Genomic DNA, 24,833 nt, shown 5'->3' with positions numbered 1-24,833 from the left:
ACACGATGGAAACAATGAAAACAATTCTGTGTGCCGGCGCGCTGGCCGCGACCTGCATGAACGCCGTCGCCGCCGACGGCGCGGTCAACGTGTATGGCCTGGTCGACGTCGCCATCGTGCGCGAGACCGGCGGCAGCGGCGGCGGCATCACCAAGATCACGAGCGGCGTCGGCGCCGGTTCCCGGCTCGGCTTCAAGGGGCGCGAGGACCTGGGCGGCGGCCTCGCCGCCGTCTTCCTGCTGGAGAGCGGCTTCCAGGCCGATACGGGCGCGCTGGGGCAGGGCGGGCTGCTGTTCGGGCGCCAGGCGTATGTGGGCCTGCAGGGCGGCTTCGGCACGCTGACGGCGGGCCGCCAGTACACGCCGCAATACCTGACGGTGGTGATGGCCGATCCGTTCGGGTCGGGCTACGCGGGCGACACGAAGAACCTGATGGCCCCGACCGGCAACTCGGCCAGCCGCATGGACAATTCGCTGAAATACGTGTCGCCCGCCGCCGGCGGCGTCAGCGCGGAAATCGTGTACGGCGCCGGCGAAGTGGCGGGCGACGGCGCGGCGGGGCGGCAATTCGGCGGTGCGCTCGACTACAATGCCGGCCCGCTCCACGCCCGGCTCGGCTACCACAACCGCAACAACGACACGGCGACCGTCAGGAACACGAGCAACGCGAAGAACACGGTGCTGGCCGCGGTCTACGACTTCGGCGTCGTGAAGGCGCATGTCGCGTACGGCGTCAACAAGGGCCTGAACAGTTCCCTGCTGCGCAATACGGCGAACCCGTACGGCAGGGCCGGCGTGCCGGTCGCGTCGAGCGACAGCCGCGACATGCTGGTCGGCGCCACGATCCCGTCCGGCCCGCACACGTGGATGGTGTCGTGGCTCCACAAGGACGACCGCACCGCGTTCGACCAGGATGCGACCCAGTACGCGCTGGGCTACCGCTACGCGCTGTCGCGCCGGACCGAGTTGTATGCCGCGATCGCGCACATCGTGAACCGGCACGGGGCCAGTTATACGGTCGGCAGCGCCATCGAAGGGGGATCGGGGAACGGGGCAGCCGATCTCGGGATCCGGCATGTTTTTTGAAATGGCGCGGTCATTCAAGAAAATCAACCTTGCCAAAACCTGATGGGAATAGTACTGTACGTTTATACAGTATTTCTTCGCATCAAATATGAATTGCTCAGGTTCAATATCTGCAGCGCCGGAAGCCTTGCATCCGTCGCTCTGGCTTGCCTCGCAGCTGGCACGTGGCGACACGCGCTGCATCGATACCGGCCATCTCGCCTTGTCGGCGCACCTGCCCGGCGGCGGCTGGCCGACCGGGACATTGGTCGACCTGCTGCTGCCGCAGCCCGGCATCGGCGAAATGCGCCTGCTGCGCCCGGCGCTGGCGGCCGTGGCGCAGCGTCGCGTCGTGCTGCTGCAGCCGCCGCATCCACCCCAGGCCCTGGCGCTGGCCACGCTCGGCGTGCAGCCTTCGCAACTGATCTGGCTGCGCGCCGGGAACACGGCCGATGCGTTGTGGGCGGCGGAACAGGTGCTGCGCAGCGGCAGTTGCGGCGCGCTGCTGTTCTGGCAAAACCACGTGCGCGGCGAACATCTGCGCCGGCTGCACCTGGCGGCGCAGGCGGGGGAGACGCTGTTCTTCATGATGCGGCCGCTGGCGGCCGGCCAGGACGCTTCGCCGGCGCCGCTGCGCCTCGCCTTGCGGCCGCAATCGGGCGGCATCGACATCAGTTTCGTGAAACGCCGCGGACCGCAACGCGACGCGACCCTGTTCCTTCCATTGACTTCTTACCTGCCCAATCGCCATGCGCCTGTGGATCGGACTGCACCTGCCCCGGTTATCGCTCGAGGTATTCACACCGAGCTGGTCCACTGACACCGGCAGCGTCGTGCTCGAACAGGAGCGCGTGCTGGTGGCCTCGCAGGAGGCGCTGGACGCCGGCGTGCGCACCGGCATGCGCCGCGGCGGCGTGCTGATGCTGCTGCCCGACGCCCGCATCCACGCGCGCGCGCCGGCGCTCGAGGCGGACGCGCTCCAGGCCGTGGCGCTGGCCCTGCTGCAGTACACGCCGCAGGTCACGGAAAGCGAGGAAGCGACGCTGCTGATGGACGTCGGCGCCAGCCTGCGCCTGTTCGGCGGCATCCGCGCGCTGTGCCGGCGCGTGCACGCGAACGTGCGCGCGCTGGGCTTCACGGCCTCGCTCGCGTGCGCGCCCACCGCGCGCGGGGCCTGGCTGCTGGCGCGCGCGAACGCGGGGCGTGCCGTGCGGATGGAATCGCTGCTGCGCCGGCTCGACCGGCTGGCCGTGCTGCTGGCGCCGCCGGCGCGTCCGTTCGCGGACTGGTTCGACGGCATCGGATGTCACACGCTGGGCGAACTGCGCCGCCTGCCGCGTCCCGGCCTGCAGCGGCGCTGCGGACGGGACCTGCTCGACCTGCTCGACGCCGCCTACGGCCTGAGGACGGAGCTGTATGCCTGGATCGCGCCGCCCGACACCTTCCGCGCGCGCCTGGAACTGTACGACCGCATCGACGACGCCGAGCTGCTGCTGGCGGGCGCCCGATGCCTGCTGGTGCAGCTGACGGGCTGGCTGTGCGCGCGCCAGCTGGCGGTGGAGCGCATCGTGCTGCAGCTGGAGCATGAGCGGGGCAGGGTGGCGTGTCCGCCGACCGGCATCGAGATCGTGCTGGCCGAACCGACATGGCGCGACGAGCACCTGGTGCGCCTGCTGCGGGAACGCCTGGCCAAGCTGACGTTGGACGCGCCCGTGATCGGCCTCGCGCTGGAAGCCCTGCAGGTGCGTGCGATGGCGCCGCCGAACGCATCGCTGTTCCCCGAACCGGGCGGCAGCGAGGAAGACCGCATGCGCATGCTGGAACTGCTGGCGGCGCGCCTGGGGCCCGACAACGTCCTGCAGCCGCTGCCGCTGGCCGATTACCGCCCGGAGCAGGCCAACGTCTGGGTGCCGGTCCAGCACACCGTCAGCGACAAGGCGCGCAACGCCCAGCTGCCGCCCGACGTGATGAGCCTGCCGCGCCCGACGTGGCTGCTGGCCAGGCCCATTGCGCTATTGATGCGCAACCGCCGCCCGTTCTACGGCTCGCCGCTGCAGCTGGCCTCGAATCCGGAACGCATCGAGGCCGGCTGGTGGGACGGCCCGGAGACGCGCGACTATTTCATCGCCGAAGGGCAGGATCACACGCTGTACTGGGTGTACCGGGAACGTATCGGTGTCGATGAGCGCGAGCCGCGCTGGTACTTGCATGGGTTGTTCGGTTAAGCGGCGTGCGGTACCCGCGCCAACACCAGGTCGATTGCCTGCCCGGCCGCCGCAGCATTCTCCCAGCGCCGCTGCAAGCGCCGCGCCACTTGCACCAGCGACGGAAAATACGATTTCACCGCATGGGGCGCAAAGGCTTGCATCACCATGCGCCGCTGGTCACGCCACGCGGCCCCTTCCGAATCGAACAGGCCGGGCATGGCGCCCAGCTCGGCCGCTACCTCGGCCAGCACGGCTGGCCGTCGGAAGGTGTCCGGCCGCTCACGCAGTACCTTGCCGACCAGGTCGGGGTCGGCCACCGCGATGAACGCACCGTTTGGCACCTTCACCCGGTAACGGGACCATGTTTCCGCGCCCACTTTTCCATGGTCTGGTGAAGCCGCTTGAAATCGAGCTGGTGCAGATTGCCCACCACGGGGAGCGGACGGGGCCCGGGCAGGTCGGCCAGGCGGCGCAGCGTATGCCCGGTGCCACCGGCGCGTGTGGACGGCTTTTGTAGATCGGAGGGGCTGTCACCGAGGAAGTTGGGCCGCTTTTGGCCGATGGTGATCCTTCGGCAGAGACCGCTTTCGACCCAGGCCGTGTAAAAACGCAGGCCCAGGTAAACGGAACCGGCCCAGTAAACGTTGAGTCAGTATCTCATCAATACGGATGCGACATGAAGCGCTTTATCGAAGGCGAGAATCGAGGACAGGGCACGCTGCTGCCCGAGCTCTTGGACGACTACGTTGCCGAGGACAACCCGGTACGCGTGGTCGATGTCTTCGTTGAAGAGCTGGACCTTGGCGGGCTTGGATTCAAAGGTGTGCAGCCTGCGAAAACGGGGCGGCCCGCTTACCACCCGGCCGTGCTTCTGAAGCTTTACATTTACGGCTATCTCAATCGTATCCAGTCGAGCCGGCGACTCGAACGTGAAGCCCAGCGTAACGTCGAATTGATGTGGCTGACACAGCGCCTGAGGCCCGACTTCAAGACGATAGCGAACTTCCGCAAGGACAACGGCAAGGCCATTCGCAATGTCTGCCGCCAGTTCGTTGTGTTGTGCCAGCAGCTGGATTTGTTTTCGGACGCGGTGGTCGCGATCGACGGCAGCAAGTTCAAGGCCGTCAACAGCAGCGACCGCAACTTCACTGGCGCAAAGCTCAAGCGCAGGATGGAGGAGATCGAGGCCAACATCACTCGCTATCTGGCAGAGCTCGACACGGCCGACCGGCAGGAACCTGCTGCCATACAAGCGAAAACTGTCCGTCTCAACGACAAGATCGCGTCGCTGAAGGAGCAGATGACCAAGCTCCGCGAAATCGAAGCGAAGCTGGAAGAGACAGGGGAAACGCAGATTTCGCTGACCGATCCGGACGCTCGCTCGATGATGACACGGGGCAGCGGCATCGTCGGCTACAACGTCCAAACCGCAGTCGACACCCGGCATCATTTGATCGTCGAACACGACGTGACAAACAACGGTAGCGATCGCGATCAACTGTCCGGGATGGCCAAGAAGGCGCGCACAGTCATCGGCACACCGATACTGACCGCGATTGCCGACCGTGGTTACTTCAAGGGTGAGGAAATCCTTGCGTGTCACGAGGCCGGAATCTTCGCCCTGGTGCCACCGACGAAGACCTCGGGCGCCAAGGCCGACGGGCGATTCGACAAGGCTGACTTCATTTATGATCCGCACAAGAACGAGTACCGTTGTCCGGCAGGTGAGGCACTGATCTGGCGTTTTGCGACTGTCGAGAAAGGCATGACAAACCACCGGTACTGGAGCTCGAATTGCCAGGGGTGCCCGCTCAAGGAAAAATGCACGCCGAGCCCGAATAGACGTGTAACGCGATGGGAGCACCAGACCGTACTTGACGATATGCAGACGCGTCTCGAACAAAGCCCCGACGCCATGCGAATTCGGCGCTCCACGGTCGAGCATCCATACGGAACGATCAAAGCGTGGATGGGATCGACGCACTTCTTGACGAAGGGCCTTGAACGCGTGAAGACCGAGATGAGCCTGCACGTGCTTGCCTATAACCTCAAGCGATTGATGGCACTGCTCGGCATCGCCGCGATGATGGATGCGATCAGGGCGTATGCCCTTTTTCTGCGGCGATATGGCCCACTCCGGGCAATTATTTTGACCACCTTACCTGGAAGGCTGAGAAGCAGGTTTGGCGTGACTGGGGCTCTCGCCCCGTGCTAAAACCGGCTTCTCGCGGCCCCGATATTCTGCCTTTTGTTTTCACACAGCCTGGACCCAAAGCAGACGTATCGCTGTGTTATGGACAGCGAAGACTTTTTGACGCTGGATCTTATGGCAGGGATTTCCGGTAAAAATCCGGGTATATGTTAGATCACGTACACTGTGCTAAAGACATCGCTCGTAATCTGACAGTATGACTTCGTTATTATTGCCAGAGCAATATCGCAACGTTTTCGAAGCGCTTCCAGGCGCCTTTCTGCTGTTGCTGCCCGACGTGGACTTCACGATCGCGGGGGTCAGCGACGAGTATCTGCGTGCGACCTTGAGGCAACGCGACGAAATCATCGGCCACCCCGTGTTCGAGATGTTCCCTGACAATCCGGGTACGCCCGATGCCAACTCCACTACGAATTTGTCACGCTCGTTGAAACGCGTGGTTGCAACCCGTCAGCCCGACGTCATGGCCGTTCAAAGGTACGACGTCCGGCGGCCTGATGGTAACGGTTTCGATGTGCGTTACTGGAGTCCCGTCAACGCCCCCATCTTTGCAGATGACGGCGAGCTCCTGTGCATTGCGCATCGAGTGGATAACATCACCGACTATGTAAGGCTGACTGAAGCGCATGCAGAACAGCGCGCCTTTACCGAAATGCTAAGCGCGGACAAGGTGACAATGGAGGCCGAAATCGTCCGGCGGAGTATCGATATCGACAAAGCGAAACGCGAATTGCAGGTTGCAAACGCCGAGTTGGCCGACTATGCCCACCGCGCTCGTGAGGCCGCGCGGAGCAAGGACGAGTTTCTTGCCATGCTCGCGCACGAACTGCGTAATCCGCTGGCGGCCATCACGTCCGCCTTGCAACTGTGGGACATCGCGGCGGGCGCAGACGAAGGGCGGCAGGAACGGCTGCTGGCGGTCTGCAAGCGTCAGACGAAAAATCTGACACGCCTTGTGGACGATTTGCTGGAGATGTCACGGATCGACCAGGGGGCCGTAGAGTTACATCGTAAGGAACTAGATCTGCGCGATGTGGTCGACAGCGCGGTCCATGCGGTGCGCGAACTGTTCGAACGGCACCGGTTGACGATGTCGACCAGGGTGGCGCCGGCAAACTTCACGGCTTTTGGTGATGCAACCAGACTGGAGCAGGTACTGGCCAACCTGCTGACGAATGCGGCCAAGTACAGTCATCCCGATGGGCAGGTGGAACTTCTGCTCGAGACTATGCCATTACAAAAGAATTGCGCGCGAATTATCGTGACGGACCACGGCCGGGGTATCCCTGTCGAAAAGCTCGACGTCATCTTCGATGTCTTCGTCCAGGTTGATCCGGGCATCGACCGTGCACGAGGCGGACTCGGCATCGGATTGGCGCTGGTGAGATCGATCATCAGGCTCCATGGAGGTACAGTGCGCGCCGAAAGCGAGGGGCTCGGCCATGGAAGCAGGTTCATCGTCGAACTCCCGCTCATGTCGGAGGCTGGACTGCAGCAGAACGCAACCGGAGCTACGGAACAGCCGGCCCTGCTGCCACAGCCGTCCTCGGGTACCCATCGAATCTTGGTCGTGGAAGACAATCCCGACGCACGCGAAATGCTGTGCGCCCTGTTGACCGAGTTCGGTTATTCCGTCACGACAGCAGCCGACGGCAGCGGGGGACTCGAAAAGCTGCTGGACATGCGACCAGATATTGCGATCATCGACATTGGATTGCCCGGCATCGACGGCCTGGAAATCGCCCGCAGGACCAGGGCCACGATCGGACGCAAGACGAAACTGGTTGCCCTCACAGGCTATACCGCGCCGGCCATCGAGGTCGCCGCGCTCGATGCCGGTTTCGACATGCATATTGCCAAGCCTTGTACCCCGGAGAAGCTCGCAAGCATTCTTGCGCCGTGATTTCGCTCGACTTAAACGATGCGGTCCATAGCCCTTGAACGCCACGTCCGGGCGCGGCGCGCGCATCCAGACGACGCAGCCGACGATACACACGAAGGCTGCGAATAAGGTCAGGACGTTGACGACGTGCCCGGCCAGCCAAAGCAGAAGGCCGACAGCGTTCTTCACACCGGGAGCGGCTTACGCCCGTTGCCGCAGGGCGCGCTCGATCTTCTGGTCGGTCTTGTACTGGCTGAGCGCATACACGGCCCAGATCGCGGCCGGCAGCCAGCCGATCAGGGTGATCTGCAGGATCAGGCAGATGATCCCCGCGAACGGACGGCCGATGGTGAAAAAGGTCAGCCAGGGCAGGACGAGGGCGATGATGAGACGCATGCGTTTTCTCCTTGAGTCGACCTCCCAGCATAGCAACTTCACGGCCCCGGAATCTCACGCATTCCCACCCGCCCTGGCAAACATGCGCGGCTTGTTCCACAATGCGTCTGTCACCGCTTTCTGCAACCAACACCATGCTCACCGAACGTATCGACTTCCCCGGCCCGCACGGCAAGATCTCCGCCAAGCTGGACGCTCCCACCGGCACCCCGCGCGCCTACGGCATCTTTGCCCACTGCTTCACCTGCAGCAAGGACGTATTGGCCGCCACGCACATCGCGCGCGGCTTGGCAAGCCTGGGCGTGGCCGTGCTGCGCTTCGACTTCGCCGGGCTCGGGTCCAGCCATGGCGATTTCGCCGACACCAATTTTTCGTCCAACGTCGAAGACCTCGTCACGGCCGCCGATTACCTGCGCGCCAAATTCGCGGCGCCGACGCTCCTGATCGGCCACAGCCTGGGCGGCGCGGCCGTGCTGGCGGCGGCGCACCGCGTGCCGGAAGCGCGGGCCGTCGTGACGATCGCCGCGCCCAGCGATCCGCACTACGTCGTGCATAAACTGCTGTCCGAGCACCTCGACACGATCGCCGAACAGGGCGAGGCGCGCGTGAAGCTGGCCGGGCGCGACTTCAACATCCGCCAGCACTTCATCGAGGACGCCGGCCGGCACCACCTGCACGACAAGATCGCCACGCTCGGACGCGCGCTGCTCGTGATGCAGGCGCCACAGGACGATACCGTCAGCATGGACAACGCCACCCGCATCTTCGAACTGGCGCAGCATCCGAAAAGTTTCATCTCGCTGGACGGCATGGACCACCTGATCACGCGGCGCGACGATGCGGCGTACGTGGCCGGCGTCATCGCGGCGTGGAGCGCGCGCTATCTCGACGCGGGGGCGACGCATGCATGACTTCGAACGGCGGCGCGACCGCTTCGACTTCTTCGACCGCATGGAAAGCCCCGCGGTCAACCTGTGCTTCACGCTCGACGTCCCGGATTTCCGGCCCTGGTGCAAAGCGCAGGACCTGGCGCCGTTCCACGTGATGCTGTGCGCCGTGCTGCGCGCGGTGCTCAAGGTCGAGAACTTCCGCTACCGCATCGTGGACGGAGAAGTGATCCGGATCGACCGTCTCGTGCCGTCGTTCACCGTGATGAACCAGCACGGCGACTTGAATTTCGCCCAGTTCGACTGGACCGACGACGTGCGCGAATTCGTCGCGCGCGGCCTGGCGGCGCGGGAAGCCGCTTCGAACATGACGGCGTTGAACGTCAAATACCGCACGATGTCGCCGCGCGACGCGAAGGATCAGGTGTTCGTCACGTGCATGCCGTGGCTGGCCTTTACCTCGATCCAGCATCCGATGGCCTCAATGGCCACGCCCGACATTCCATCGCTGGCCTGGGGCCGTTTCCGCGACGGGCCCGACGGCCTGCAGTTTCCGTTCGCCGTGCAGGCCCACCACGGCTTCGTCGACGGCTGGCACATCCACCTGCTCGGGCGCCAGGTGGCCGCGGAGCTGGCGGAGATCATCCGCTAGAGCGGCTTCAGTCGCCGCCACCGCCACCGCAACTGCTGCCGCAGCTGCAGCCGCCGTCGCTCCCACCGTCGCCGGCGCCGCCATCGCTGCACGCGTCGCCGTCCGCAAAGGCCATGCCGCCGCAGGAACTGCCATCCGTCGCCAGCGCGCGCCGGCGTTCGTGGGCGGCCAGGATCTGCGGGGCGACGAGACCGTGCGCCACGAGGACCGCCAGCGCCAGTTCCGGATGCGGCCTGGCGCGCCACATGCCGCGGCCACGTTCGTTCAGGTGCGCGTAGCGGATCTCGCCTGCCCGGTTCCAGTAACCGTGCCCGCCCGGCATGCGCAGGCCGGCATCCAGGGCGAATAGCGCGGGCAGGCGCATGGTGCCCGGCTTGACGCCGTCGCGCGCGCAGCAGGCCGCGAACGTGTGGAGCAGGGCGCTTGGCGCGAGTCCGGTCCGTTCGACGTGCGGCACGGCGATCCCGATATGCCGCCGGCAGAAGCGTTCGAGTCCGGTCGGGTCGCGGCGCAGCCACGCGTGCCACACCGAGTCGGCCGCGTTCGATGGCAGGGCGCAGGGACGCCCGCTGTGCCGGACCGCGTCGAAGAAGCGCAGCAATCCTTCCGCCGCGCGGGCGAAAAAAAAGGCATCCGTCGGGATGCCCTCGTATTCGTGCGGTGCGCTGAGGCGCCAGGAAGGCTCCAGCCATGCCGGCAGGTCCGCCAGCGCGGCCTGCCAGGGCGAAGTGCGCCGGAGCCGTGCGGCGCGCAATCGGTTCAGCCATCCCATGTTCGCCTCCTTGTTGTGCTGTTGTCGGGCACCTTCAGCTTAGGAGGTTTTCATGACAGTTCGATGACCTACCTCTAGGACTTACTTCAACGCCCTGAAGATCGCTTCCAGGCGGTCCTTCGTACCCGGGATGCGTTCCAGACGCGGGTAGCGCGGGCCGCCGCGGTAGTCGAGCGATACGGTGCGCAGCACATTGCCCTTCTTGACCAGCAGGCGGATCGGCTTGCCGTCCTTCGCGTCCTTGATCGCCGCCTTCAGCAGTTCCGGCTTGTAGACGCGGTCGTTCACGGCCATGACGGTCGTGTTGGCCGCGAGGCCCGCGCGGAAACCGATGCCGTCCCACACGACGTTGCGGACGGCGCCGTCCTGCGTGACCGTGAAGCCGAGCGAATACGTCAGGTCCAGCGATTTATTGCGCTCGTCCGCCCCCTTCATGTAGTCCGTCGGCGTATCCGTGTAGACGAGCTTCCAGCCGGCGCGCGCAAGGCCGTCCAGCGGGGCCCCGGGGCCGTGGCCGTCCAGCTTCGCACGCAGGAAGCCGGCCCAGTCGTACGGCTCGATCTTGTTCAGCGTCGCGACGACGTCGTCGAACGTGTAGAACGCGGGCAGGTGGCTGCCGTTGTTCACACCGTAGAAGGCGCGCGCGAAATCGTCCAGCGAGCGCTTGTCGCCGGACATGTCGCGGATGCGCGTGTCGACGTCCAGCCAGATCAGCATGCCCTCGACATAGTAGTCCTCGCTGCGCTGCCAGTTCGGCCAACCCAGGCTGCGACGGGCGTTCAGGATCGGGTCGTAGACGGTGTCCTGCACGGCGCGCCACGAACGACCCGCGACGCTGTCGTAGCGCGCCGCCATCGCGGCCAGCGCGTCGCGCGCGCTCGCGAGCGAGACGAGGCCGGAGCGCGCGGCCAGCACATTGCCCCAGTACTGGGTCTGGCCTTCGTACACCCACAGCAGCTCGTTGTCCATCGGGGTGTTGAAGTTGGGGACGTTCTGGCCGGCCGGGCGGCGGAACTTGCCGTTCCACGAGTGCGTGTACTCGTGCGGCAGCAGGTCGCGTCCGGCCTCGCTCTTGGCCCAGTCGGTGAAGTAGCCCGGCTTGACGCCGTTCTCGCTGGACTGGTGATGCTCGCGGCCGATGCCGCCGAATTCGTCGGACAGGGCAAGTAGGAAGTCGTAGTGGTCGTAGTGATACGAACCATACAGTTTATACGCTTGTTGCACGAGCGCGCGGTGCGGGGCGATCTGCTCGGGCTTCGCGTCCAGGCTTTCCGGGCTGTCGGCGAAGACGTTCAGCGTGACGCGCACCTTGCCGTCCGGGTCGAGCTCGAAGCGCTTGCTGTAGCGGCCCGCGAACAGCGGGGAATCCATCAGCGTCTCCAGGTCGCTCGTCTTGAAGTGCACGTCGTCGCCGGCGCGGTTGTCCGTCTCCAGCGCGGTGGCGTACTGCCAGCCCGCGGGCAGCTTGAGGTTGGCCTGCACGTCGATGCCGCGCGCCACATAGCCGGCCGGGTACAGCGTCGTCGAGATCCACTGCACGCCGAGGATGTCGTCCGTCATCGTGATGCGGCCCTGGCCCGGCTCCAGCGGCGACAGGTACTGGTATTCCGCTTCCAACGCGGTCGCGCCTTCCGGCACGGTCAGGTGGAACGCGTACACGTGGACCGGATCGCGCGTCCACTCGACGGGTTTGCCGTTTGCCGTGAATTTCAGGCCCGCCAGCTGGGTGATCGGGCCGTTCGGGCCGTGGTTCGCGGGCAGCCACTGCGGATACAGCAGCGTGAGCGGGCCGGGTTTCACCGGGATCGTCATATGCATGCGGAAGACCTGCTGCGACAGATCGGTCGCGTCGACGTTCAGCACGATGGTGCCGGGGTACGGTTGGTCGACGGGTGCCGGCACGTCGGCACGGGCCGGGAAGGCCAGCGCCAGCGCGAGCACGGCGGCCGACACGGCGGGGGCGAACTTGGAAGCGATCATTGGGTTGAACCTGATGGGAAAAGACACAAACGGCCGAGTGTAGCACCGCGCGGAAGGCCTACATTCCGTCGGGCAGCGATCCAAATAAAATTTTAAAAGTTGGCTTTAAAAAGATATTTTGTACGGCTTGAAAACAGGGCAGGGGGCCATTAGATTGGTTCCAACGGATGCTCACGATGAGGTCCGTCAACTTATCGCTTGTACTTTTTAGAGGATACTTATTATGCGTACTTTTGACCTGTCTCCCCTGTATCGTTCCGCCATCGGCTTCGACCGTCTGGTGAACCTGCTCGAACAACGCGCCGACACCGCGCCGAGCTACCCGCCGTACAACATTGAACTGGTCTCCGAAGACAAATACCGCATCGTGATGGCGCTCGCCGGTTTCAACCGCAACGAGATCGAGATCACCTCCGAACGCGACACCCTGCTCGTGACCGGCCGCAAACAGAAAGACGACGTGCAGCGCACCTTCCTGCACCGCGGCATCGCCCAGCGCGACTTCGAACAGCGCTTCCAGCTGGCCAATCACGTGAAGGTCGTCAGCGCGGGCTTCGACAACGGCATCCTGACCATCGAACTGGTGCGCGAAGTGCCCGAAGCACTCAAGCCGCGCAAGATCGCGATCGCGGATGCCAACGGCAACACCGACAATGTGCAAGTGCTGGAGCAACCGCAGCAACATCAGCACGCCGCGTAATCGCTTGACGGCGTAACGCATCGCAAAGGCGCTTCGGCGCCTTTTGCTGTTTACGGACCGCGGTCCGGTAACTTCCGGTCACGGCGCTGTCACATCCGCTCCTTATAGTCGGGCCACACCCGTCACCAGGAGCGAACGCCATGAACACGCACGCATCCACCCTGGGCGTCCCGACCCCGCGCCTTGCCGGCAGCCGGACTTCCCCGCTCGGTATCGCCCTCTTCATCGCACTGCTGGTCGCAGGACTCTCGTTCAGCATCTACAGCCTGCACGCCGACGTGACGGGCGCCGGCCCCGTCGCCACCACGTGGCTGCCGTACCTGCTGCTCGGCGTCGCGCTCCTGATCGCGCTCGGCTTCGAATTCGTCAACGGCTTCCATGACACCGCGAACGCCGTCGCCACCGTCATCTACACGAACTCGATGCCGGCCAACGTGGCCGTCGTGTGGTCGGGCTGCTTCAACTTCCTCGGCGTGTTGCTGTCCGGCGGCGCCGTCGCCTTCGGCATCATCTCGCTGCTGCCGGTGGAACTGATCCTGCAGGTGGGCAGCAAGTCGGGCTTCGCGATGGTGTTCGCGCTGCTGATCGCGGCGATCATCTGGAACCTCGGTACGTGGTGGCTGGGCCTGCCGGCGTCCTCGTCGCACACGATGATCGGTTCGATCCTCGGCGTCGGCGTCGCCAACGCGCTGATGCACGGCCGCGACGGCACGAGCGGCGTCGATTGGACGCAGGCCGCGAAGGTCGGCTGGTCGCTGCTGCTGTCGCCGCTCGTCGGGTTCTTCTGCGCGGCGTTCCTACTCATGCTGCTGCGCCGGCTCGTGCGCGACCGCGCGCTGTACGCGGCGCCCAGGGGCGACATGCCGCCGCCGTGGTATATCCGCCTGCTGCTGATCCTTACGTGCACGGGCGTGTCGTTCGCGCACGGTTCCAACGACGGCCAGAAGGGCATGGGCCTGATCGTGCTGATCCTCGTCGGCACCGTCCCGATGGCCTATGCCCTCAACCGCGCGCTGCCGGCCGAACAGGTCACGCAATTCGTCGCCGTCAGCCAGGTCACGCAGCAGGCGCTCGCGCGCCAGGCCGCGCCGCTGCCGCTGCCGGCCGCGGACATCGCGCGCACGACGCTGACCACCTACATCCGCACGCACAAGCTCACGCCCGCCGTGGTGCCCGCGCTGGCCACGCTGGCCGGCGACATCGGCCGCGCCGTGCGCGAACACGGTTCGCTGGCCCACGTGCCCGCGGAGGCGGTCGCCAACGTGCGCAACGACATGTACCTGGCGTCGGAGGCGATGCGCCGCATCGACAAGGAACCGGCGCTGACATTCGATGACGACACGCGCGTCGGCCTCGAGGCGTTCAAGCGCCAGCTGGACGACGCGACCAAATTCATCCCGCTGTGGGTCAAGGTGGCCGTCGCGATCGCGCTGGGCCTGGGCACGATGGTGGGCTGGAAGCGCATCGTCGTCACCGTCGGCGAAAAGATCGGCAAGTCGCACCTGACCTATGCTCAAGGAGCCGCGGCGGAGACGGTGGCGATGCTGACCATCGGCGCGGCCGACGTCTACGGCCTGCCCGTGTCGACGACGCACGTGCTGTCGTCCGGCGTCGCGGGCACGATGGCGGCCAACCGCGCCGGCCTGCGAATGGCGACTGTCCGCAACCTGGCGCTGGCCTGGGTGCTGACCTTGCCGGCCGCGGTCCTGCTGTCCGGCTGCCTGTACTGGCTGTTCTCCCACCTGTTCTGAACCGAGGCCACCATGCGACAAACCGACCATCCGGACCTGGTGCAGCGCGTGCGCCGCGACATCGCCGACAGCTACGACGAAGAGCTTGAGCTGGAACTGGACGACCGCGACCTCGATCCGGACACGCTGCTGCCCGCGCGCGCCCAGACCGACGAGGAGCGCGAAGCGCGCATGACCTACTTCCGCGAGCTGTTCCGCCTGCAGGCCGAACTGGTCAAGCTGCAGGACTGGGTCGTGCACACGGGGCGCAAGATCGTGATCCTGTTCGAAGGCCGCGACGCGGCGGGCAAGGGCGGCGCCATCAAGCGCATCATCCAGCGCCTCAATCCACGCGTCTGCCGCGTGGCCGCGCTGCCCGCGCCGAACGACCGCGAACGCACGCAATGGTACTTCCAGCGCTACGTGTCGCACCTGCCGGCGGCCGGCGAGATCGTCCTGTTCGACCGCAGCTGGTACAACCGCGCGGGCGTCGAACGCGTGATGGGATATTGCACGCAAGCGCAATACGAAGAGTTCTTCCAGACGGTGCCCGAATTCGAGCGCATGCTGGTGCGTTCGGGCATCCAGCTGATCAAGTATTGGTTCTCGATCTCGGACGAGGAGCAGAACGCGCGCTTTTTGAGCCGCATCCACGATCCGCTCAAGCAGTGGAAGCTGAGTCCCATGGACCTGGAATCGCGCCGCCGCTGGGAAGAGTACACGAGGGCGAAAGAGATCATGCTGGAGCGGACCCACATTCCCGAAGCGCCATGGTGGGTGGTGCAGGGCATCGACAAGAAGCGGGCGCGCCTGAACTGCATCCACCACCTGCTGCAGCAGATCCCGTACGAGGAAGTCGACCGGCCCCCGATCCAGCTGCCCGAACGCGAATACCACGACGATTACGTGCGGCGGCCGGTGCCGCAGGAGATCATCGTTCCCGAGGTGTACTGAGCCCCACCGTTGACTTCGGGAACACAGATGCTATAGTTGGCGCCGCCAGATTGGCAACGTTTCCAATCCAAGGAGGTGCCGCATGCAGCAACCGCTCGTTCCCCATCGTATCCTGTCGATGCTGTCCGCCGCGCTCGTCGCGCTGGCCCCCTCAGCCCACGCATCCACGGTCCAGGCCTGGATCACCACGGGCGACCGGTCGCAACTGCTCGCACGCGCCTTTGAAGCACGCATGGAGCCGGTGGCCGATCCCGGCGCCGCGACGATCACCGTCGACCCGTCCACGCGGTACCAGGCCATCGCCGGCTTCGGCGCGGCCATCACGGATGCCTCCGCGTACCTGATCCAGCACCTGGACCCGGCCCGGCGCGACGCGCTGCTGCGCGAGTTGTTCGGCCGCGAAGGCGAGGGCATCGGCCTGTCGTTCACGCGCCTGACGATCGGCGCTTCCGACTTCTCACGCAGCCACTACAGCTTCGACGACATGCCGCCGGGGCAGTCCGACCCGCAGTTGAAACACTTCTCGATCGCCCCGCAGCGCGACACCGTGCTGCCGACCGTGAAAGCGGCGCTGGCCATCAATCCGCATTTGACAGTGATGGCGTCGCCGTGGAGCGCGCCGGGCTGGATGAAGACGAGCGACAACCTCGTGAAGGGCACGCTGAAACCCGGGGCCTTCGACGCCTACGCGCGCTACCTGGACCGCTACGTCGATGCGATGCGGGCAGAGGGCGTGACGATCTCCGCGCTCACCCTGCAGAACGAACCGCACTTCGAGCCGGACAATTATCCGGGCATGCGCGTCGATCCGCATCAACGCGCGGCGTTCATCCGCGACCATCTCGGGCCGCTACTGGCGCGATCTCACCCCGGCACGGCCATCTTCGACTGGGACCACAACTGGGACGAGCCGGAGTCGCCGGCCATCGTGCTGTCCGATCCGCGGGCCGCACAATACGTCGGCGGCATCGCGTGGCATTGCTACGGCGGCGACGTGCGGGCGCAGGGCCGGCTGCACGACCTGTTTCCGGCCAAGGACACGTGGTTCACGGAATGCTCGGGCGGGGCGTGGTCGCCGGACTGGGCGAAGAATCTGCAGTACTTCACGAAGACGCTCATCGTCGACACGACGCATAACTGGGCGCGCGGTGTCCTGTTCTGGAACCTCGCGCTGGACGGGCATGACGGCCCGCACCTGGGCGGCTGCGCCAACTGCCGTGGCGTCGTGACCATCGATACGGCCACCGGCGCCGTCACGCGCAACGTCGAGTATTACGCGCTGGCCCATGCCAGCCGCTTCGTGCTGCCGGGCGCGTACCGCATCGCATCGAGCGGCGAGAACAACGTGGCGTTCGCGAACCCGGACGGCTCATTTGCGCTGCTGGTGGCGAACGGCGACGCGCAGCCGCGCGCGGTCGCGGTGCGCGTGGGCGCGCAGGGCTTCCGCTACACGCTGCCGGCCGCCAGCTTGGCGACGTTCACCTGGCGCGGCGTACCCTGAAGCGCACGCCACGTCTTGACATCGGATTTTAAACGGGACAATAATGCGACTCAGTTTGGCAACGTTTCCAATTTAGAGAAAAACCGCTCCGCAAGACGCGGAAACCTGCCGGTCCTTGCGATCCGGCCACGTTTCCGTTTTTTTGTGCCGTGATTTGGCAACGTTTCCAACTCCCGTACCATCACAACGACATTGGAGACATGAAGCATGGCTCACCAAGGTAATATCTCGCGCCTGACCCCGATCGCCGCCGCCTGCGCCGCGCTGCTGTGGAGCACGGGCGCAGCCGCCCAGGACGCCGCCGCCGGCCCCGAGGCGGGCGCGCCGTCGCAGGTGCTCGTCACGGGCATCCGCGGCAGCATCGAAAGCTCGATCGCGATCAAGAAGGAGTCCGACTCCATCGTCGAGGCCATCACCGCCGAGGACATCGGCAAGCTGCCCGACACGTCGATCGCCGAATCGATCGCGCGCCTGCCCGGCCTGACCTCGCAACGCGTGGCGGGCCGTGCCCAGGTGATCTCGCTGCGCGGCCTGGCGCCGGACTTCGCCGTCACCTTGCTCAATGGCCGCGAGCAGACCAGCACCAGCAACGACCGCAGCGCGGAATTCGACCAGTATCCGTCGGAGCTGCTGTCCGGCGTGGTCGTGTACAAGACGCCGGATTCGGCGATGACGTCGGCCGGCCTGTCCGGCACCATCGACCTGCGCGCCGTGCGTCCGCTGGACCGCCGCGGCCGCGCCATCGCGGTCAACGTGCGCGGTGAGCACAACGGCAACGGTGCCTTGAACAACGGCTGGGCGACCAACGGCAAGCGCATGTCGGTCTCGTACATCGACCAATACCTGGACAATACGCTGGGCCTCGCCATCGGCTACGCCCACCTCGACACGCCGGGCCAGCAGAAGGAATACAAGTCGTGGTGGTGGGGGAACAACAACAAGCTCCCGCCGGGTAACGCCGACGTCGTCGCATTGAAGGGCGCGGAAGTCACCGCGACGTCGCGCAAGCAGGTGCGCGACGGCCTGATGGCGGTCATCGACTACAAGCCGAACCGCGACGTGCGCTCGGTCGTCGACCTGTACTACTCGCAGTTCGACCAGAAGGAAATCATGCGCGGCATGATGTGGAACTCGGCCGACAGCGTGACGTACCGCGACCCGCACATCGAGACCATCGGCGACGTGCGCCTGCTCACCGGCGGCACGCTCGTGAACCTGCAGCCGATCGTGCGCAACGACTACAACACGCGCAAGGACACGCTGGGCGCGGTGGGCTGGAACACGAACGTCAAGCTCGATCGCGACTGGACCGTCGACGGCGACCTGTCCTACTCGTCGGCCAAGCGCCGCGAAATGACGTCGGAGACCTACGCGGGCCTGGGCCCGGCCAAGTCCACAGCGGCCGACAACAACTTCGGCTTCGAGATCCCGGTTGGCGCCGGCCTGCCGCACTTCGCGCCCGGCTTCAACTACGCCGACCCGAACATCATCAGGCTGACCGACCCGGGCGGCTGGGGCCACGACGCCACCATGCACCACCCGATCGTCAAGGACACGCTGGACGCGGCCAAGTTGAGCGTCAAGCGCGCGCTGGATGGCTTCCTGCGCGACGTGCAGGCGGGCCTGAGTTATTCGAAGCGCGAGAAGACGCACGAAGACGTGTCGCAGACGTACGCACTGAAGAACAACCGCGCGCTGACGACCGTGCCCGCCAACCTGATCCAGCCATCGACGTCGCTGGCGTGGGCCGGCATTCCTTCGGTGCTGAGTTTCGATTCGAACGCCGCGCTCGACACGCTGTACGACAAGCTGCCCGTCGATACCGACGTCGCCCAGCAGGACTGGGGCGTCGTCGAGAAGCAGTCGGTAGGGTATCTGCGCTTCGGCATCGACACGGAACTGGGCCGCATCCCCGTGCGCGGCAACGCCGGCGTGCAATACGTGCACGTGAACCAGGAAGCGCGGGGCAAGGCGGTCAGCGGCGGCATCGTCACCGACCTGCACGACGGCGCCTCGTACAACGACGTGCTGCCCACGCTGAACCTGAACTTCGACCTCGGCAACTACGTGAACGACACCTATCTGCGCTTCGGCGCCGCCAAGACGGTCGCGCGGCCGCGCATGTCGGACATGCGTGCCGGTGTATCGGCCGGCATTGACCCGACCACGCGCATGTGGAACGGCAGCGGCGGCAATCCGCACCTGGAACCATGGCGCGCGAATTCGTACGACCTCTCGCTCGAGCACTACCTGGGCAAGGGCGCGTACGTGTCGGCGGCCTACTTCTTCAAGCAGCTCAAGAGCTATATCTACAACCAGCAGCGCGCGTTCGACTACACGGGCTTCCCGACGACCAGCGCGGTGGTGCCGCTGCAAAGCATCGGCACGATCAACCAGCCGGCCAACGGGCAGGGCGGCTTCGTGCGCGGCATCGAGCTGACGGCGGCGCTGCAACTGGGCGCGCTGTGGCAGCCGCTCGACGGCTTCGGCGTGCAGGCCAGTGCCTCGGGCACGGACAGCTCGATCCACCCGAACGGGCCGGGAACGAAGGAAAAGCTGCCGGGCCTGTCGGGCGTGGTGGCCAACCTGACCGCGTTCTACGAAAAGAACGGCTTCTCGGCGCGCATCAGCGAACGTTATCGTTCGGCGTTCCGCGGCGAGGTGACGGGCCTGTTCGCGCAGCGCGCGTTTTCCGAGATCCTGGCCGAGAAGCAGGTCGACGTGCAGGTTGGGTATGAGTTCCAGGACGGGCCGTATAAGAACCTGTCGTTCCTCGTGCAGGCCAATAACCTGAACAACCAGCCGTACCAGACGAAGCAGGGCAGCCCGTTCGCCAGCGGTGCGTATGCGCCGGAGCGGTATACGACGTATGGGCGGACGATTCTGTTCGGGGTGAATTACAAGCTGTAAGCACGAGCACCGCGCTCGAAACCGTCGTCCCCGCGCAGGCGCGGACCCAAGTCGTGCATGCGTGGCGTTATCCCGAAACGCAGCCGGTCCGCATGCCGACCTGGATTCCCGCCCGCGCGGGAACGACGGCATATAGACACGTAGCCAACCGCCCGGGCTTGCAGTATGCTTGGGCAAAAAAACGCATCAACCGGGGAGATTCGTGTCAACCATCAAGGACGTGGCCCGCCTGGCCGGCGTCGGCCTGGGAACCGTGTCGCGCGTCGTGCGCGGCAAAGGGTCGGTGTCGCAGGCCAAGCTGGAGCGGGTGCAGAAGGCCATCGCCACGCTCGGCTACCGGCCGTCGCACGCGGCGCGCTCCCTGTTGTACGGCACCACGCGCATGATCGGCGTGTACATCCCCCTGTTGTCCGGCACCTTCTACACGTCGATCCTGCAGATCATCGACACGGAACTGCGCGGCGCCGGCATGCACATGATGGTGGCCTTCGGCGTCAGCCGCGAGGACGAGCGGCGCCAGGCCATCGACGGCGTCAACTTCCTCATCGAGCGCGGTTGCGACGGCATCATCCTGTTCACGTCGCCGCTGACCGAGGACGACCTCGCGGCGCTGGGCCCCAAGCGCGAGCGCGTGGTGGCCCTGAACGACAGCTTCGACGGCATGCACGGCCAGTGCTTCACGGTCGACCACCGCCTCGGCGGCCGGCTGGCGGCGCGCGCGCTGCTCGATCACGCGCACCGCGACATCGCCGTCATCGCGGGGCCGTCGACGGCCGCCGACAACGTCGACCGCATCGCCGGCTTCCTGGCCGAACTGGCCGGCGCCGGCATTGACACGAGTCGCATCTGGATGACGGAGCGTGACTTTTCCTCGGCGGCGGGGCGCGACGCCGCGATGGAACTGGTGGCATCGAAGCGGCGCTTCACGGCGCTGTTCTGCGCCAACGACGAGATGGCGCTCGGTGCGCTGTCGTACTTCCACGAAGCGGGCATCCGCGTGCCGCAGGACGTGTCCGTGATCGGCTACGACGACGCGCCCGCCGCCGCCTATTCGGCGCCCCGCCTCACGTCAGTGCACATTCCCTGGCGCGAGATGACGAAGAACGGCATCGCCGAGCTGCTCAACCTGTGCTATGGCTTCAACCGCCCCGTCACGCGCACCTTCCCGGTCAGCGTGAGCCTGCGCGCCTCGGTGGCCAAGCGCCGGCGCGCATCCTCCTGAGCGTCCCTGGCGGCCTCCAGTTTTTTTAAGGAAGGTCTAAGACTGCTGCGCCAATATACTCCCTACGAAAAGAGCAGTCTTCAAACCACTTTTTCCAATCTGGGAGCACGTACATGTCTCACGAAGGTACCGTTACTGCCATCACCGCAAAACGTCTCACGCTGGCCCTGTGCGCGGCCGGTGTCATTGGCGGAGCGGTAGGTGCGATCGCAGTCGAACACAATAACGCCACGGCCGCTGCCGCCGCCGTCGCGGCCACGCCGGCACCGGTGGCAGCCGCTCCCGCACCGGTGGCGGGCAATCCGGTCGGTGTGGCCTTGCCCGACTTTACCCAGATCGTCTCGCACAACGGCCCGGCCGTCGTGAACATCCGCGTCGTCGGCACGACCAAGGTGTCGCAACGCCAGATGCCGCAGTTCGACGAGGACGATCCGTTCTTCGAATTCTTCCGCCGCTTCCAGCCGCAGCAACCGCGCGGCGGCAACGGACGCGGGGAACTCGTTTACGGCGCCGGATCGGGCTTCATCGTCAGCCCGGACGGCGTCATCCTGACCAATGCGCACGTGGTGCGCGATGCCGACGAGGTCACGGTCAAGCTGCAGGACCGCCGCGAATACCGTGCGAAAGTCCTCGGTACCGATCCGAAGACCGACGTCGCCGTGCTGAAGATCGATGCGAAAAACCTGCCCGTGGTCCCGCTGGGGAACACGCGCAACCTGCAAGTGGGCGAGTGGGTGCTGGCCATCGGTTCTCCGTACGGCCTGGAATCGACCGTGACGGCCGGCGTGGTGAGCGCCAAGGGCCGCAACATCGACCAGAACGGCGTGCAGTTCATCCAGACCGACGTCGCCGTCAACCCGGGCAACTCGGGCGGTCCGCTGTTCAACACGCGCGGCGAGGTGGTCGGCATCAACTCGCAGATCTTCAGCCAGACGGGCGGCTACCAGGGCCTGTCGTTCGCGATCCCGATCGACGTCGCCGTGCGCATCAAGGACCAGATCCTCGCCACCGGCAAGGTGCAGCACGCCAAGCTGGGCGTGGGCCTGCAGGACGTCGGCCAGGGCTTTGCCGATGCGTTCAAGCTGCAGTCGCCGGACGGCGCGCTCGTGTCGAACGTCGAACGCGGCAGCGCCGCCGACAAGGCCGGCCTCAAGGCGGGCGACGTGATCCGCAAGGTCAACGGCCAGCCGCTGATCACGGGCGGCGACCTGTCGGCCATCGTGTCGGTGGCCAAGCCGGGCGACAAGCTGGCGCTGGAGGTCTGGCGCGACGGTAAGGTCGTGCAGTTGAACGCCACGCTGGGCAATGCCAAGGACAAGCCGGATCCGGTCTCCCGCGACAACCTCGCCGGCAACGACGACGGCGCCAAGCTGGGCCTGGCCCTGCGTCCGCTGGACCCGTCCGAGCGCAGCCAGTCCGGCATCGCATCGGGGCTCGTGGTCGAGGATGCGGGCGGCGCGGCGGCCGTGGCCGGCGTCCAGCCGGGCGACGTCCTGCTGGCCGTCAACGGCCGGCCGGTGAGCTCGGTGGGCCAGGTGCGCGAGGTCGTCAAGAAGTCCGCCAAGTCGGTGGCCTTGCTGGTTCAGCGCGGAGATGACAAAATCTTCATCCCCGTGCCCATTGGTTGATGCATCGTGATGTCTTTCATCGGCACGGTTTCTGAGAATCGGGGGATTGGATGCGGCTGCTGCTGGTGGAAGACGATACGATGATCGGCGAAGTGGTGCTCGACCTGCTGAGGGCCGAGCACTACGCCGTCGATTGGGTCAAGGACGGCGAGATGGCCGACACGGCCCTGATGCAGAACCAGAACTACGACCTCGTCGTGCTCGATCTGGGTCTGCCGCGCAAGGACGGGCTCGAGGTCTTGCGCGCGATGCGCGCGCGCAAGGACCGGACGCCCGTCCTCGTCGCCACCGCGCGCGACGCCGTGGCGCAGCGCATCGCCGGGCTCGACGCCGGCGCGGACGACTACGTCCTCAAACCGTACGATCTCGACGAACTGCTGGCACGCATCCGCGCGCTGCTGCGGCGCGCCGCCGGGCGCGCCGAACCCGTATTCGAATACAAGAGCATCACCATCAATCCCGCCACGCGCGAAGTGCTGGTCGACGGCCAGCCGGTCGTGCTGTCGGCGCGCGAATGGGCCGTGCTGGAAGCGCTCGTCGCGCGTCCCGGCGCCGTGCTGTCGCGCGCCCAGCTCGAGGAAAAGCTGTACAGCTGGCGCGACGAAGTGTCCAGCAATGCCGTCGAGGTCTACATCCACGGCCTGCGCAAGAAGCTGGGCAGCGACTTGATCCAGAACGTGCGCGGCGTGGGTTACATGGTCCCGAAGGTGTGAGGTATTGCACATGAAAGTGAGGGTCACGCACTCCCTGCGCGGGCGCCTCTTGTGGTTCCTGCTGGCGGCGATCACCATCGCGGCCGTCGCGCAGGCGTCGATCGCCTACCGCACCGCCCTCAACGACGCCGACCAGATCTTCGACTACCACATGCAGCAGATGGCGCTGTCGCTGCGTTCGCGCGTGCCGCTGACGAGCGCGGAGGACGCGAATGCCGACGCGCCCATCAGCGGCAACGACGACCTCGTCGTGCAGGTGTGGTCGCCGGACGGCGTGCGCGTGTTCCGCAGCGCCTCGCACGCGCACCTGCCGCAGCGCGCCGTGCTGGGCTTTTCCAACGTGCGCGCCAACGGCACCACGTACCGCATCTTCTCGATCCAGACCGATAACCAGACCGTGCAGGTCGCGCAGGACCTGGCCGTGCGGCGCAGCATGGCGAGCAATCTCGCGCTGCGCACGCTGGGACCGATCGCCGTCATGATGCCGATCCTGATGCTGGTCGTGTGGTGGGTCGTCAGCGGTTCGCTGGAGCCCGTCGCGCGCGTGCGCAAGCAGGTGGCGTCGCGCCAGGCGGACGATTTGTCTCCCGTGTCCGAGGCCGGCCTGCCGGACGAGGTGCGCCCGCTCGTGCAGGAATTGAACCTGCTGTTCGGCCGCGTGCGCACGGCGTTCGACGCCCAGCAGCATTTCGTCGCCGACGCCGCGCACGAGCTGCGTACGCCGCTCGCCGCGCTGAAACTGCAGGTGCAGAGCCTGGAGCGGTCGGACAGCCCGGATGCGAAACGCGTCGCCGTGAGCCGCCTGACGGCCGGCATCGAACGGGCCACGCGGCTGGTCGAGCAGCTGCTCGTGCTGGCGCGCCAGGAAGCGAGCGTCGCCGGCGGCGCGCCGCGCCAACCCGTCGACATCGCAAGCGCGGCCAAGCGCGCCGTGGCCGACATGGTGGGCGTCGCACAGGCGAAGTCCATCGACCTGGGCATGCAGCGCGCGGACGCCGCCGAAGTGGAAGGCCAGCCGGAGGCGTTGATGATCCTGCTGCGCAACCTGCTCGACAACGCGATCAAGTACACGCCGAACGGCGGCACGGTCGACGTGTCGGTGATGGCGGAACCGGGCAGCGTGCGCGTGACCGTGGAAGACAGCGGCCCCGGCATCCCGCCGGAGGAACGCGAGCGCGTGTTCGACCGCTTCTACCGCGTGCCGGGCAGCGACGCGGCGGGCAGCGGGCTCGGTCTCGCCATCATCAAGTCGATCGCGGAGCGGCACGGGGCGACGCTGGCGCTGGGCGAATCGAAGCGGCTGGGCGGGCTCGAAGCCACGGTCATCTTCCCGGCCTGAACGCGGCGCGACCGTTCGCGTGCCTCGTTTCATTCGAGGCCGGGGCCTCAAATGCCCACCTACGATTCGATCGAGGCCGCAGGG

At 66.0% G+C, this 24,833-nt stretch carries 19 protein-coding genes and 1 pseudogene; 16 read left to right on the top strand and 4 right to left on the bottom strand.

Annotated elements, in window-relative coordinates:
• Positions 1-5 precede the first annotated feature (5 nt).
• The 3 genes from BVG12_RS13235 to BVG12_RS13225 all read left to right on the top strand — a co-directional run bounded on the left by BVG12_RS13235 (position 6) and on the right by BVG12_RS13225 (position 3,289).
• Positions 6-1,085 (top strand): porin, encoded by a 1,080-nt coding sequence (locus tag BVG12_RS13235; RefSeq protein WP_502519353.1) that lies wholly within the window; start codon positions 6-8, stop codon positions 1,083-1,085.
• Between the two features lie 88 nt (positions 1,086-1,173).
• Complete coding sequence (gene imuA, locus BVG12_RS13230; RefSeq protein WP_075792791.1) at positions 1,174-1,884, top strand: translesion DNA synthesis-associated protein ImuA; 711 nt, start codon at positions 1,174-1,176, stop codon at positions 1,882-1,884.
• Positions 1,814-3,289, top strand: a complete 1,476-nt coding sequence (locus BVG12_RS13225; protein ID WP_075792790.1) for a Y-family DNA polymerase — start codon at positions 1,814-1,816, stop codon at positions 3,287-3,289. The genes imuA and BVG12_RS13225 overlap by 71 nt, the downstream gene beginning before the upstream one ends.
• Here the strand turns inward: BVG12_RS13225 and BVG12_RS13220 are convergent.
• Positions 3,286-3,612 carry a cytochrome P450 gene (locus BVG12_RS13220; protein ID WP_169926814.1) on the bottom strand — a complete coding sequence of 109 codons (327 nt, stop codon included), beginning with the start codon at positions 3,610-3,612 and terminating at the stop codon, positions 3,286-3,288. The two genes, BVG12_RS13225 and BVG12_RS13220, sit on opposite strands and share 4 nt — an antisense overlap.
• A gap of 335 nt (positions 3,613-3,947) precedes the next feature.
• Here BVG12_RS13220 and BVG12_RS13215 point away from each other — a divergent pair.
• Positions 3,948-5,375, top strand: a pseudogene (locus tag BVG12_RS13215) (IS1182 family transposase); the annotation flags it as partial.
• Positions 5,376-5,679: 304 nt separating this feature from the next.
• Positions 5,680-7,386, top strand: a complete 1,707-nt coding sequence (locus BVG12_RS13210) for a hybrid sensor histidine kinase/response regulator (protein ID WP_075792788.1) — start codon at positions 5,680-5,682, stop codon at positions 7,384-7,386.
• Positions 7,387-7,566: 180 nt separating this feature from the next.
• Here the strand turns inward: BVG12_RS13210 and BVG12_RS13205 are convergent, their stop codons facing one another.
• On the bottom strand, positions 7,567-7,761 hold the full coding sequence (locus BVG12_RS13205) for a YqaE/Pmp3 family membrane protein (protein ID WP_075792787.1): 195 nt from the start codon (positions 7,759-7,761) through the stop codon (positions 7,567-7,569).
• 134 nt (positions 7,762-7,895) lie between these two features.
• Here BVG12_RS13205 and BVG12_RS13200 point away from each other — a divergent pair, with 134 nt between their 5' ends.
• Positions 7,896-8,672, top strand: coding sequence for an alpha/beta hydrolase family protein (locus tag BVG12_RS13200; protein WP_075792786.1), 777 nt, complete (start codon positions 7,896-7,898; stop codon positions 8,670-8,672).
• Positions 8,665-9,300 carry a CatA-like O-acetyltransferase gene (locus BVG12_RS13195; RefSeq protein WP_075792785.1) on the top strand — a complete coding sequence of 212 codons (636 nt, stop codon included), beginning with the start codon at positions 8,665-8,667 and terminating at the stop codon, positions 9,298-9,300. The genes BVG12_RS13200 and BVG12_RS13195 overlap by 8 nt, the downstream gene beginning before the upstream one ends.
• A gap of 7 nt (positions 9,301-9,307) precedes the next feature.
• On the opposite strand, the gene BVG12_RS13190 is transcribed toward BVG12_RS13195, so the two are convergent.
• Complete coding sequence (locus tag BVG12_RS13190) at positions 9,308-10,072, bottom strand: UCP032817 domain-containing protein (RefSeq protein ID WP_075792784.1); 765 nt, start codon at positions 10,070-10,072, stop codon at positions 9,308-9,310.
• Between the two features lie 81 nt (positions 10,073-10,153).
• On the bottom strand, positions 10,154-12,052 hold the full coding sequence (locus BVG12_RS13185; protein WP_075792783.1) for a M61 family metallopeptidase: 1,899 nt from the start codon (positions 12,050-12,052) through the stop codon (positions 10,154-10,156).
• A gap of 223 nt (positions 12,053-12,275) precedes the next feature.
• On the opposite strand from BVG12_RS13185, the gene BVG12_RS13180 reads away from it, so the two are divergent.
• From BVG12_RS13180 to BVG12_RS13140, 9 genes are all read left to right on the top strand, one after another.
• Positions 12,276-12,752 (top strand): Hsp20 family protein, encoded by a 477-nt coding sequence (locus BVG12_RS13180; protein WP_075792782.1) that lies wholly within the window; start codon positions 12,276-12,278, stop codon positions 12,750-12,752.
• A 140-nt stretch (positions 12,753-12,892) separates the two neighbouring features.
• Positions 12,893-14,503 (top strand): inorganic phosphate transporter, encoded by a 1,611-nt coding sequence (locus BVG12_RS13175; RefSeq protein ID WP_075792781.1) that lies wholly within the window; start codon positions 12,893-12,895, stop codon positions 14,501-14,503.
• Positions 14,504-14,515: 12 nt separating this feature from the next.
• Positions 14,516-15,436, top strand: a complete 921-nt coding sequence (gene ppk2, locus BVG12_RS13170; RefSeq protein WP_075792780.1) for a polyphosphate kinase 2 — start codon at positions 14,516-14,518, stop codon at positions 15,434-15,436.
• Between the two features lie 82 nt (positions 15,437-15,518).
• Complete coding sequence (locus BVG12_RS13165; protein ID WP_075792779.1) at positions 15,519-16,937, top strand: glycoside hydrolase family 30 protein; 1,419 nt, start codon at positions 15,519-15,521, stop codon at positions 16,935-16,937.
• A 207-nt stretch (positions 16,938-17,144) separates the two neighbouring features.
• Positions 17,145-19,847 carry a TonB-dependent receptor gene (locus BVG12_RS13160; RefSeq protein ID WP_075792778.1) on the top strand — a complete coding sequence of 901 codons (2,703 nt, stop codon included), beginning with the start codon at positions 17,145-17,147 and terminating at the stop codon, positions 19,845-19,847.
• A gap of 202 nt (positions 19,848-20,049) precedes the next feature.
• Positions 20,050-21,069: a LacI family DNA-binding transcriptional regulator gene (locus BVG12_RS13155; protein ID WP_075792777.1), complete on the top strand. Its 1,020-nt coding sequence runs from the start codon at positions 20,050-20,052 to the stop codon at positions 21,067-21,069.
• 113 nt (positions 21,070-21,182) lie between these two features.
• Entirely contained in the window at positions 21,183-22,697 is a 1,515-nt protein-coding gene (locus BVG12_RS13150) for a Do family serine endopeptidase (RefSeq protein ID WP_075792776.1), read from the top strand.
• Positions 22,698-22,747: 50 nt separating this feature from the next.
• Positions 22,748-23,410, top strand: a complete 663-nt coding sequence (locus BVG12_RS13145; protein ID WP_075792775.1) for a response regulator — start codon at positions 22,748-22,750, stop codon at positions 23,408-23,410.
• A 10-nt stretch (positions 23,411-23,420) separates the two neighbouring features.
• Positions 23,421-24,749: an ATP-binding protein gene (locus BVG12_RS13140; protein WP_075792774.1), complete on the top strand. Its 1,329-nt coding sequence runs from the start codon at positions 23,421-23,423 to the stop codon at positions 24,747-24,749.
• Positions 24,750-24,833: the final 84 nt, after the last annotated feature.

Origin of the sequence: Massilia putida, assembly GCF_001941825.1 — a bacterium.
Taxonomy (GTDB): domain Bacteria; phylum Pseudomonadota; class Gammaproteobacteria; order Burkholderiales; family Burkholderiaceae_D; genus Telluria; species Telluria putida.
The sequence above is the reverse complement of the archived record's forward strand: the minus strand, read 5'-3'. Positions and strand labels throughout refer to the sequence as shown.